The 11,978-nt window shown below is 48.4% G+C and carries 8 protein-coding genes; 5 read left to right on the forward strand and 3 right to left on the reverse strand.

Annotated features, from left to right (window positions below; all coding sequences use genetic code 11):
• Window positions 1–230: 230 nt before the first annotated feature.
• Window positions 231–3,446 carry a GAF domain-containing protein gene (locus QUB63_RS06615; RefSeq protein ID WP_332944002.1) on the reverse strand — a complete coding sequence of 1,072 codons (3,216 nt, stop codon included), beginning with the start codon at window positions 3,444–3,446 and terminating at the stop codon, window positions 231–233.
• A gap of 823 nt (window positions 3,447–4,269) precedes the next feature.
• Entirely contained in the window at window positions 4,270–6,021 is a 1,752-nt protein-coding gene (recN, locus tag QUB63_RS06620; RefSeq protein WP_332944229.1) for a DNA repair protein RecN, read from the reverse strand.
• A gap of 196 nt (window positions 6,022–6,217) precedes the next feature.
• Between recN and QUB63_RS06625 the strand changes: the two genes are divergently transcribed.
• The 3 genes from QUB63_RS06625 to QUB63_RS06635 all read left to right on the forward strand — a co-directional run bounded on the left by QUB63_RS06625 (window position 6,218) and on the right by QUB63_RS06635 (window position 9,219).
• Window positions 6,218–6,400, forward strand: coding sequence for a hypothetical protein (locus QUB63_RS06625; protein ID WP_332944003.1), 183 nt, complete (start codon window positions 6,218–6,220; stop codon window positions 6,398–6,400).
• A gap of 13 nt (window positions 6,401–6,413) precedes the next feature.
• A complete protein-coding gene (locus QUB63_RS06630) occupies window positions 6,414–7,514 on the forward strand; it encodes a TAXI family TRAP transporter solute-binding subunit (protein WP_332944230.1) in 1,101 nt (366 codons plus the stop codon).
• A gap of 439 nt (window positions 7,515–7,953) precedes the next feature.
• On the forward strand, window positions 7,954–9,219 hold the full coding sequence (locus QUB63_RS06635) for an RNA-guided endonuclease InsQ/TnpB family protein (protein WP_332944004.1): 1,266 nt from the start codon (window positions 7,954–7,956) through the stop codon (window positions 9,217–9,219).
• Between the two features lie 24 nt (window positions 9,220–9,243).
• On the opposite strand, the gene ruvB is transcribed toward QUB63_RS06635, so the two are convergent.
• Window positions 9,244–10,344: a Holliday junction branch migration DNA helicase RuvB gene (gene ruvB / locus QUB63_RS06640; protein ID WP_332944005.1), complete on the reverse strand. Its 1,101-nt coding sequence runs from the start codon at window positions 10,342–10,344 to the stop codon at window positions 9,244–9,246.
• Between ruvB and QUB63_RS06645 the strand changes: the two genes are divergently transcribed.
• Window positions 10,338–10,952: a hypothetical protein gene (locus QUB63_RS06645; protein WP_442921772.1), complete on the forward strand. Its 615-nt coding sequence runs from the start codon at window positions 10,338–10,340 to the stop codon at window positions 10,950–10,952. The two genes, ruvB and QUB63_RS06645, sit on opposite strands and share 7 nt — an antisense overlap.
• A 168-nt stretch (window positions 10,953–11,120) precedes the next feature.
• Window positions 11,121–11,969: an ABC transporter permease gene (locus QUB63_RS06650; protein ID WP_332944232.1), complete on the forward strand. Its 849-nt coding sequence runs from the start codon at window positions 11,121–11,123 to the stop codon at window positions 11,967–11,969.
• Window positions 11,970–11,978 lie beyond the last annotated feature (9 nt).

Genomic DNA, 11,978 nt, shown 5'->3' on the forward strand with positions numbered 1-11,978 from the left:
TTTTTCAGCTCTTCTGAAGGTAGAAGTGCTTTGTTTGTTGTCGCCTTCCCAGCGAAACGCGGTTATCTGGCGATCGCGAGACCAGTGAGTCCAAGTCCAGTTATCTAACAATCATACCTGTTGGAGCTGATTTAAAATTGCCCCAACAGGATATTAAGGTTAATTGGTGTCCGGGGAGCCGCACCCCCGAGCGCGAGCGCACCGGTGCGGGCCCCCGGTTGTCGCCGCTGCTATTTTTCTGTGAGATTCCACACGCCGTCCCAGTTTAGTACGTCTGAAGGGCGGTGCTGAAATAACTTACAGCGATCGACGTGCAATTTAGCTGCCTTGTTTTTGGGGTCTACTTCCAGAACTGCGTTAAATTCGCGTTCGGCGTCTCTAAAAGCTTGCTTGGCTTTTGGTTCTAAGGCTTTCTTAAACTCGCTGAGCAGTTTTTTGACGCGATCGAGTCCCAGATTTTCAAATTCCTCCTCTAACATTTCTGCAACTGTCTCCGAGGCGCGACTTTTAATTTTCGCCTGCAATAGCTGCCTGATCTGAGCGGGTTTCAGCCTCTTGATTTTGGGATTTGACGGTTCTAAGATGTCTGCTTCCAAGAGTTTTTTGACTTCGCCCTCTTGCAAGTTTTTAATCTCGTCTGCTGATAGCGGCTTGATTTTGGCTTGCAGCAGCATTTTGGCTTCGTCTTCCGAGAGGTTTTTGAGACCTTCCAATTTCAGCAGTTGGATTTCTGGCTGCAACAGCGCGATCGGTTTGTCTGCTTCGGATAGATTTTTCGGGTCGTACTCTGACAGCTTTTTCAGTTGATGTAACAGCTTCTTGAGTTCGTGTTCCAACTGTTGCTCGACATTGTAGGAAAGTTTCTTAATTTCTGCCTCCGGCATTTGCGCGACATCATCTAAGATGTTTTTCACCTCACTCTCGGAGAGTCTTTGAGTGACTGGTGTTTTGTAATGTTCGCGGGCCTTGTTGTAATGTTCTACAACTTGTTGCTGCGTTTCGGTTAGCGACTTCCCAATGGGCGAGTATCCTTCGCGGATGCCGACGAGTTCGTAAACGATTACGGGTTCGCTTTTGCCTTTGACGGTAATAAAGTCGAGTTCTCGCACGTAGACTCGATCGTGGTATTTGGTGTAGGTATTGTCACTGACGATCAAGTCAGTGCCGTACTGCTTGCTGGCGCCTTCTAAGCGAGAGGCGAGGTTTACGCCATCCCCGATGGAAGTCAATTCCATGCGTTTACTTGAGCCGATGTTGCCGCTGACAACTTGATCGGAATGTATGCCCATGCCGATACTGATGGGCAACTCGCCATTAGCTATGCGAGCCACATTGAATTCTTTCAATTTTTCCCGCATTTCCACTGCGGTTTGCATGGCGCACCAGGCATCATCGTCTAGGGGCGCTGGAGAGCCAAAAACTGCCATTAGAGCGTCGCCGATGTATTTGTCGAGAGTACCTCCGTACTTGAATACAACATCTACCATCACTTCAAAATACTTGTTCAGCATCACCACCACTTCTTCTGCTTGCAATTTTTCCGTAAGTGTGGTATAGCCGCGAATATCTGAGAACAGCACCGAAACTTCCTTGCGCTTGCCGCCCAATCCATGATCCCCTGAAGCTAACAGAGCTTCGGCTACTTCTGGCGTCATGTAACGGTACATCAAGTTTTTGATTTGCTTGGCGCTGCTAATATCTTCCATGACGACTAACGCGCCGTTGACCTTGTTGGGGTCGGTAGCGTCGGTCATTGAGTTGATCGAGAGATTGATACTCTGCGATTCTCCTGCACAGGAGAGCAAAACTTGATCTGGGTAATACTGCTGGCGATCGTTATCGTCTTCGGGAGACAAAGACGCATCGAACCACTTGGCAAAATCGCCTTTTTCTAACTTAATTAACTCGCGCAAAGATTGGCCTTCGGCTAATTCGGCATCGCTGACACCCAGCAATTTTTTTGCACTGGGATTTGTCGCTACTATATTGCCTTTTTTATCGGTAGAAATCACGCCGTTAGTCAGGGCGTGCAGCATATCTTTTTGTCTTTGTTCTTGCTGTTTGACTTCTGCAAACAGTTTGGCGTTTTGCAGGGCTACTCCTGCTTGGATGTTAAACGCCTTCATAAATTCCATGTCGTTGCGGTTGAAACTCGCTTTCCACTGTTCCGGGGCCTGCGGCCAGTTTTCTGGATTGTAGGGGGGGAATTCTCCTTGTCGTTTTTTATTCATTAATTGGGTGACGCCAATCAATTTGTGGTCGGCGTTAAATATTGGCATACAAAGCATACTGCAAGTACGGTAGCCAGTTTTTTTGTCTGTTTCTTTGGAAGTTTCGGCGCGGGGGTCATCGTATACGTCAAAGGGAATCAGCAGCGGTTCCCCGGATTGGACAACGATGCCTGCAAAACCTGCGGTTCTGGGTATGCGAAGTTCTTTAAGGTTGCCGGCGATCGGGATTTTCGTCCACAGTTCGTCTTTATCTTCGTCGATCAGCCACAGGGTGCTGCGATCGGCCTTCATCAGTCCTTGGGCCTGATCCATCACGCTTTTTAGGGTATCTTCTAAGTCTAAACTGCTCTTAGACAGAGCGTTGACGGCGTTCATCAACGCTGTCGCGGCCCGTTGTCTTTGAGTTGCTGCGTAGAAAGATTTAGAAGACTCTAGAATTAGGCGAATCGACGGGGCAAATTCTCGAAAAACTTGTTCATCTTCTTGAGTAAATCCTGCCTTGTCAATCTGTGCTTCTAAAGTACGATAATCTTCGTGGTTGGGCTTGAGTTTATTAATCAGTTGAACGACTGCTACTAACTCTCCTGTTTCTTCCTTGAGCAGGGGCATCGCCAGCATTGTATAAGTGCGATATCCTGTAGTTTCCTCAACTTTTTTGGCGTTAGCCGAGCGGGGGTCGTTATAAAAATCATAAGGAATGTTCACCACTTTTTTTTCCGTGGCTACTTCTCCTGCAATGCCCACATGGGCGGGAAATCTGAGTTCTAGGTTATTGCCATTTTCGTCTTTAGCGACGATCGCCCAGAGTTCATTTTTTTCGTCGTCTAATAAAAATATCGTGCTGCGATCGGCATTTAGCAATTCCCCGGTTTTCAGGGTAATCGACTGCAACATTTCGTTAAGGATGGCGTCGAATCCCTGGCTCTCGAGGATGTTATCGAGCATTCCCAGGGTTTGATTGACAACCTTAAGTTTTTCTTCTACTTCCTTAACTGCTGCTACGGAACTTTCCTTATTTAGATGGGCGAGAATGCCGGAGACGTTTCCTTGGCGCGTGATAATTGCACTGCTGGCAGGGGCAGGAGCAGGGGGAGGAGGGGGAGGAGGCGTAGGGGGAGAGTAGGGTTCCTGATGATGATTTTCACTGCCGACAACAGTGACATCTATCACGTCGCCGTAAGAAGAGTAATTGGTGGAAGATGCAGGAGAATTCATAGACCTTTACAGAAGCTTAAGTGTAAGGGTTAGTCTAAGCTAGGAGAACGGGCAAGTTCATTAGTGAGTGGGTCACAGGTCGCACAAGACTCAAGTATGTGTGAAACTATTTCCCAGTTTACAGAAGTCCGGGCATAGGGCAAGGGAAATTCAGTTGGCCTTGGTGGTGAACGGAGGGTGGGACGATATCGCCGCGGTGGCATTGCTGGAATCTTTTTTTTTGAGAGTGCGAATCCAGTTTAAATGGTTTATTTACTGATTTTGACATTGTGCGCGCCCGGTTGAAGTAAGTTCGGCCTGTCGAAGATGCGATCGCCCGCAGGAACATCAAGGCCGGCAGGAGGAACGACTGCTGAAAGAGGGATGGGATTGTAGCACTAGCGGCAATTGTGACACTACCAGTTCCTAGTGATGTGTGCCCGGCTCTACACAATAGTGGTTTTTAACTATAATTTCTGTCAATTTTGCTGCTAGAAGCTTTCATCCCGGGACTAAAGTCACGCGGCTTTCACCTTTTTTTTGTAAAGTTTGCGATTGCTATTTATCAGTGTAACCTCCGGTTCGGAAAAAACTCCGGCCGATCGGCCCCCCGATCGCCTGGAGGGTCGGCTAAGGCTTTCATGGACTGAGTTTGACGCCGTGCGACCGCACATTTTTCGCTGTCCGTCGGAGCTTTTTGTCTTGTCTCGGATGCAGAAACCGGGTTTTTTAAGTCTCAAACTTCCTTTCAACCCTGAATCAGATTTAAGAACACCGTTCGAGGGAGAGTCGCAACGCGAAAAAACTATTTTCGACTGGCGATTCGCGAGCAATTATCGTACTCTCAGGGTTTGGCGGACTGAGTTTGGCGCAATCGGGCGGCTTCGACAAGCAGGGATTCGGCGAAGGCGATCGCCTCATGGGCCGATCGGCCGCTGGCGAGTTGGGCGAGTTCTTCGCGCCGCTGTTCGCTGTTGAGGGCGGCAACTCTAACTACTGTGCGTTCGCGTTCGGAGTTGGCTGCGGGTGGGCCGATCGTTGCTTCAGCTTCGATCGTCTGTTTGTTGACGCGAAAATGACAATCAGCCATGGCGGCGATCAGCGGCTGGTGGGTGACGCAGAGAACTTGGTGTTTGTCGGAGAGTTGATAGAGCTTTTTGGCGATCGCGCCGGCGACTCTCCCGGAGACTCCGGCGTCGATTTCGTCAAAAATTAGGGTTCCGGCGCTTTCGATTTGGGAAAAACAGGCTTTGATGGCGAGCAAAAAGCGGCTCATTTCTCCGCCGGAGGCGATCGCCCCCAAAGGTTGCAGCGGTTCCCCCGGGTTGGGGCTGAAACAAAAGGCGATTTGGTCGGCACCGGTGGCCGTTGGGGTGCAAGGCGAGATCTCAACTTGAAACTGCACTTTTTCCATTGCTAGCGGCTTGAGTTCTGCTACTAGGTGGGTTTCGAGTTTGAGGGCTGCGGAGCGCCGCAGGGTGGTGAGGTGGCTGCAAGCGTCTTTTAATTGCTCTAAAGCGGTCTGATATGCGAGTTCTAAGGCTTCCATTGACTCGCCTCCTTCTAAAAGTTCGTTTAGTTCGTTTTGGATGCTTTGATAGTAGGCGATCGCTTCAGAGAGCGGCCCGTATTTGCGGCAAATTTGTTTGAGTTCGCGAATCCGATCTTCTACGAATTCGAGTCTTTCGGGATCTGCTTCTAATTGTTCGCCGTAGCTGCTAATTTGCCTGCTGGCTTCTGTGGCTTGAGCTAAGGCGTCGCTGACCATTTCGAGGATTGGCTGCAACTTTCCATCGTAAACGGCCATGTCGCTTAAAATTCCCTCGGCTTGGCTCAACAAGTCGGCGGCGGATGGATCGTCGCCGTCGTTTTGGTAAAGAGCTTGATGAACTTTGTAACTTTGCTGCTGCAATTCGACGACGTGGGTGAGCCGGATTGATTCTTGTTCTAGCTGTTCGAGTTCGCCGCCGTCTTCGATGTGGGCTTCGCTGAGCTCTCGGACTTGGTATTGTAATAAATCGAGTCTTTGCAGCCGCTGCTGTTCTGACTGCCGCCTGCGTTTGAGGGCTGTTTTGGCGGTGGAAGCTCCCAGCCACGCGGTGGTGATTGTCGATCGAGCTTCGGCGAGTTGTTTGCCGCCGTATAAATCGAGCCATTCTCGCTGGAGGGTTTGTTGTCCGAGGTGGACGGTTTGGCCTTGGGCGGTAATTTCCACCAGCAGATCGCGCAGTTGCTCCATTAACTGGCGGTTGACGAGAATTCCGTTCAAACGCGATCGGCTGCGCAGAGCACCGCTAGATACGTTAATTTCCCGGCTGCAAACTGCTAAATTTCCGTCTATGGGTTCGATTTCTTGCTCGAAGAGCCACTTGGCGGAGGATGAGTCCAATTCAAAGGTAGCTTCCAATATTGCCCGCGCTGCTCCGGTACGAATCGATCGGCGATCGACTTTCCCGCCCAAAACTGCATCGATCGCATCTAGGATAATCGATTTGCCGGCGCCGGTTTCCCCTGTAAATACGTTCAAACTCGGGCCGAATTCTAGATCCAGGCAGTCAATTAGAGCAAAGTTTTCTATTCTGAGGGATATTAACATGGAAGATGGGGAATTGGGAATTGGGAATTGGGAATTGGGAATTGGGAATTGGGAATTGGGCATCGGCCAAAGAGGGCATCGGCCAAAGAGGGCATTGGCTCCTCCACTATCGGGTGCGTCGAATTTCCCGAGTCCAATTTTCATTTTGATCTAGAATACTTTTGATTTTGCCACGTTCTATGGAGTCTCAACCTTAATGCAAAATAAATTTCTGTTTCCCATTGCTCTATTAAGTGTTGTCTTGATTGGAGCTTTTGGGTGGAATCTGTACCAAGACCAGCAGCGAGTCCATGAATTAACCCTAGTGACGGGAAACAAGACAGGCAATTATTATCCTTTCGGACAAGCAATTGCTGAGGTAGTTATTCAACAACTTTAATCCGCACCTGCGGATTAAAGTTGTTGAGACTGAAGGCTCTGACGAAAATATGCGCCGGCTTCAGGCAAATGAGGCTCAGTTAGCTATTGTCCATAACGATACGGCTGCAGTGCCCCAAGCGCGGGTAATTGCTTCTTTGTTTAAGGAAGTTTTTCATTTAATTGTTTCGGAACAGTCGGGAATTGAAAGCGTTTCTGATTTAAAAGGAAAACATATTGCGCTGAGGGCTCAAGGCAGCGGTTCTTACAGTTCTTTTTGGTTGGTCAGCCAACATTACGGTTTGAAACCAAGCGATTTTAAGTCTACTCCTGGCTCTTGGAATGAGGCTACTAAGTTGTTTGCTAGCGGCGAGGCTGATGCTATTTTTCTAGCGCTACCTCCGGGGAGCGATTTGGTTAGCTATTTGCTGCAAAATACGCGGGCAAAGTTGGTGCCCATCGACCAAGGGGCGGCGATGAAAATTAAGTTGCCTTATCTCGAAGCTAACTTGATTCCTAAGGGTACTTACAAGGCCGCTCCAGCAATACCAGATACGGATTTGCCTACCGTTGGGGTGGAGGCTACTCTGTTGGTTCGTGAGGAGGTCGATCCGGTAATAGTTAAGGAAATTACGCGGATTTTGTTCGAGCGCCGCCGCAATTTGGTGGCTGCTAATCGTTTGGCGACCATGATTAGTGAGCCGTCCGGAAGCGGTAGTTTTGCTCCACCAATACATGAGGGCGCTCAGGCTTATTACGATCGCGAAAAGCCGGATTTTTTTGCAGCAAATTCCGATGTTATCGGTTTGTCTTTTTCGTTTGTTACTCTTTTTGTTTCTTGGCTTTGGCAGTTGCGAGCGCGCTTTTTGCAGAAACAAAAAAATCGAGCTGACAAGTTTAATTTGATTATTCTAAATTTGATTCAAAGAATCCGCCAAGCCGGAAGTTTTGATGAAATCGATTTGTTGCAAGAAGAGTTATTTGATATTTTTAAGCAAGTAATTGTCGATTTGGATGAAGATCGGATTGATTCTGATTCTTTTCAATCTTTTACTTTTACTTGGGAAACTGCTATAAAAATTGCGCGCGATCGAGAAAATATGTTGCGGGAGTTGCGGCTGGTTTCAGATAGTTGATGATTGTATTGTAAGCTGTTATGGCATTTATAGCAACCTTCTTGGCAGGCTCTCCGGCCCACCGCACAATAGTTTTAATCAAAATAAGCGTAAAAAATTATAGGCTAAGAAACCCGGTTTCTTAAACAACCTGTGTTGGGTGGCGAGATATCTAGGAAGAAACCGGGTTTCTGGGGTTTGAAACTGTAACGTAATTCCTGGACAGAGTTACCGATTAATCGACTTTTTGGGTAACTCTCTAGCGAGTCTCTCGATAACGTCACTAAGACTGCTTGCGGTAAGTTCAGCTTGTTTTTCCTCTAACCACTTAGTAGCAGTCTCAGTCAGACTTAGGTTGACCTTACGCTTAGGCTCGCTGTAAATCTTTTTTCTAGGCATATTGTTGTTCCGCATTAATTACGCATATAATAAGAGTAAGGCAAAAATGAGGTAAAAGCAAATGTTGCTCAGTTTCAAGACGGAACTAAAACCTAATAATAAGCAGGTAACTAGATTCCGCCAACATTGCGGGGTAGCAAGGCACGCTTACAACTGGGCCAACTCGATTATCCTTGAAACCTTGAAAATCAGGGAGACCGATAAAAGTGTAAAGATTCCTTCTGCAATCGATCTTCACAAACGCTTAGTGGCCCAAGTCAAACAAGAGTATCCCTGGTATTATGAGTCTTCCAAGGCAAGCCCACAGCAGGCTCTAGCTGAACTGAGGACAGCTTGGGATAGATGCTTTAAGAAGGTATCCAAACAGCCTAGGTTCAAGAAAAAAGGTGCCTCAGGTGACTCTTTCTACCTAGAACAAGGAACCAAAGCAAAACCAGGAATTAATAACGATGGCAAGCGTGTCAAGTTACCGAAGATTGGCTGGGTTAGGTTGCACGAGCCATTGCCGATTACGGCATTTCACAACTGTGTAATTAGTCGAAAAGCCGACAGATGGTTCATTGCTTTTAAGTACGAAATTGAGCAGCCCGTAACTCCACCTGACCGTCCGACTGTTGGTGTCGATATCGGTATCAAAGAATTGGCAGTTTGTTCTAACGGTCAAGTCTTTGCTAATCCCAAAGCCTATCGTCGGATGAGCCGTAAGATGAAACGCCTACAACGGCGTGTCAGCAAGCGAGTCAAAGGCTCCAACAACCGCCATTCGGCAGTCGCTCAACTTGCAAAATTACACCTAAAAGTGTCAAATATTCGTAAAGATGCTATTCACAAGCTGACAACTTACCTCGCTAAAAACCACAGCGAGGTCAAGATTGAAGACTTGAAGGTCAAGGCATTTTTGAAGAATCACAAGCTAGCTGGTGCAATTGCCGATTGCGGAATGTACGAGTTCAAACGTCAACTTGAGTATAAAACCCAAAAGTTTAACTCGAAATTGACACTTGTAGATGGATTCTTCCCCAGCAGTCAAATCTGTTCAAGTTGCTGCAATCATCGGCACAAGATGCCATTGAAAGTCCGAGTCTTTGAATGTCCTAACTGTGGAAATGTTCAAGACCGTGACTTGAATGCCGCGAACAACATAGAACGTTGGTTTGAAGGTATTTTTGTACCAGAACGTTCGGAGCATCAGGCGGTGAGTTCCACCGCATCAGCCTGTGGAGTAGACAAACCCGATGGCAGTCATGCTATCGCTACGACGAAACAGGAAGTTAACACTCCTATCACCCATGTCCAGCTAAGTCGGGATTTGGGTGGCTATGGGTAGGTTTAATGGAACGGATGACACACCCTACAATAATTTAGGCGAGACAAAACCTAAGTGTTTCCAAGCAGCCGCTGTGGCAATTCTGCCCCGACTTGTCCGCTGCAAAAATCCGATTTGCATTAAGTACGGTTCGTACACGTCCTCAATTGTTTGCGCGTCTTCTCCGGTGGAAGCTGCGAGAGTTTCTAAACCCACCGGGCCGCCGTTAAAGTTTTCGATCATTGCTGTCAAAAGAGACCGATCTGTCCAATCCAAACCGAGCGGATCGACGTTGAACAATTCGAGGGCGACGGATGCGACTTCGGCATTGATTGGTTTTAATTTTTTGACTTCGCTGTAGTCTCTAACTCGGCGCAGCAAACGGTTAGCAATGCGGGGTGTTCCGCGAGCTCGGCGGGCAATTTCTTCGGCTCCTTCTGGGGTGATTTGAGTGTCTAGAACTTGGGCGCTTCTTTGGACAATTAAACTGAGTTCGTCTATTTCGTAGTACCGCAATCTTTGGATCAAGCCGAAGCGATCGCGCAATGGAGATGTCAGCGACCCAACTTTGGTGGTTGCGCCTACTAAGGTAAAGGGTTTCAGGGGAATGCTGCGGATTTTGGCGCTTTTTCCTTGACCGATCGTAATATCTAACCGGCAGTCTTCCATCGCCGGATAGAGGATTTCTTCTGTAACTTTAGATAAGCGGTGAATTTCATCGATAAACAGCACGTCGCCTGCTTTGAGGCTCACCAGCAATCCAACAATATCTCGGGGTTTTTCTAGGGCGGGGGCTGTGGTGATTTTGCATTCTACTTCCATTTCTGCTGCTAGAATTAGCGACATTGTGGTTTTTCCCAACCCAGGCGGGCCGTACAGTAACAGGTGATCCATCGGTTCGCTGCGGGATTTGGCTGCTGCAATTGCGATCGCCAAAACTTCTCTCAAGTCTTTTTGCCCGATGTATTCAGCTAACCGCCCTGGCCGGATTTTGTCGTCTTGTTTGTTGTTGATTTCGTCGGGTAGTTCTTGCGATTCTAGCAGAGATTCTGCCTGGGGTTTGGCGGCTTTTTTGCGGGGGGCCGGGGCTATGTCTTCGGGTAGATTAGGGTCGGGGGGCTGTTGTTTGGAGGAGATAATTGCCATATTTATTTGCGATCGGGCAGCGGGAATTGTTTACAATTATTAGCGGAATCTTTACAATTATTGAGCTCGCGATGAGTATTGCATCTTCTTTATTAGCGTCGGAAAGCATAACTTTTGAGGGGGCGATCGAGCTGACTCAATCTTTACTGGCCCAAATTGAGGCCGATCGACTTTCACAGGCCGAGATCGAGCAATCAGTGGCTTCTCTGGTGAAAACACAGAACGGTGCTCGGGGGTTTTTTGTCACCTATCTGACGGACGAGGGACAGGTGGCAGACAGGCCGTCACCCGGAGCGATCGAGGCGCTGCGCGAGGCTCCTGAGATCGTAGCAGAACTGCTGGTGAAAAATTTGGCGATGTCGGCGGCAATGGTCGTGCATCATTCGCGCCATCAAAGCGAGGAAAGGGCGGCGGGTTCTGCTAGAGTGCGCGATCGATCGCGCAATTTAATTCAAATCCTGCAACTGCCGGCCTGCCAAACTGTAGCGTCGCAAATGCTAGCAAGTTTGCAGAATGCCGGCGGCGAGTACGAGGAATTTTTTGAGCGGTGGGGCTACGACGACGAGCAAAAACTGGCGATCGGTTCGGCAGTGCGCGGGGCGATCTAAAATAACCTCCCAAGGAAGAAGGAAGAAGCCGAGGCCGGGGTGGCAGATGCTTGATCAAAACGACGGGGCTGTGGAATAATTGCGGTTTAGCAAAAGCTGCACGATTGTAGCTTGAGTTGATTTAGGTGTGAAGGTTAGTGAACGAGGGCGAAAAAATTGCACAGAACGGTGAAAGGAGTTGCCCAAAAGGCCCGAACTGCGGGCGGCAGGCTGCCCGCAAGTAGCCAGCGGTGGACGAAGCTGAATCTGCTGGCTACATTGGTGCGCCGGGACTTGGAAGCTCAATACAAAGGCTCGATTCTGGGCAATTTGTGGCCGCTGCTGAATCAGCTATCGCAATTGGTGATTTACACTTATGTATTCTCGATCGTCCTCAAGGTAAAGCTCAAACTTGCAGGCTTCCCGGAAAACAGCGACATTACCTTTGGAGTCTGGCTGTTTGCAGGTTTGCTGCCTTGGAGTGCCTTCACAAGCGGTTTGATCAAGTCGGGAGTATCGGTGGTGGGGCAGCCAAATTTAGTGAAAAAAGTGGTATTTCCCCTCGGTTTGCTGCCGCTAGTGCCGATTTTTACAGCTTTTATTGAAAGTTCTCTGGGTTTAGCAGCTTTGATTGTCATAGTAGCAGTGTCCACGCAAAAGCTCAACGCTACTTTATGCTTGCTGCCGCTGGTGTGGATGCCTCAATTGCTGATCGCAGCGGGTTTGGGATATTTGACAGCGGGCTTGACGGTATTTTTGCGAGACATTCCTCAGACATTAGGTGTTATTCTAAATTTTTGGTTTTATTTGACGCCGATCGTCTATCCGGCATCAATCATCCCCGAAGAGTGGCGAGCGTGGATATTTTGGCTGAATCCAATGGCCGCCATCTCGGAGGTTTACCGAGACCTGATACTGCTTGGAGAAGTCAAGCACTGGGGCGAATGGGGTGTCGCCACGCTGATTTCTGCTGCTATATTTTGTGCAGGTTTTGCGGTTTACCGGCGTTTGCGTCCCGCTTTTGCTGACGTGCTGTAAACTTATTTG

This window comes from Microcoleus sp. ARI1-B5 (genome assembly GCF_036705795.1).
Classification (GTDB): domain Bacteria; phylum Cyanobacteriota; class Cyanobacteriia; order Cyanobacteriales; family Microcoleaceae; genus Microcoleus.

Bases quoted from the DNA above. Each gene is read 5' to 3' on its own strand.
- QUB63_RS06615 (WP_332944002.1), bottom strand. From the start codon at position 3,446: ATGAATTCTCCTGCATCTTCCACCAATTACTCTTCTTACGGCGACGTG.
- recN (WP_332944229.1), bottom strand. From the start codon at position 6,021: ATGTTAATATCCCTCAGAATAGAAAACTTTGCTCTAATTGACTGCCTG.
- QUB63_RS06625 (WP_332944003.1), top strand. From the start codon at position 6,218: ATGCAAAATAAATTTCTGTTTCCCATTGCTCTATTAAGTGTTGTCTTG.
- QUB63_RS06635 (WP_332944004.1), top strand. From the start codon at position 7,954: ATGTTGCTCAGTTTCAAGACGGAACTAAAACCTAATAATAAGCAGGTA.
- ruvB (WP_332944005.1), bottom strand. From the start codon at position 10,344: ATGGCAATTATCTCCTCCAAACAACAGCCCCCCGACCCTAATCTACCC.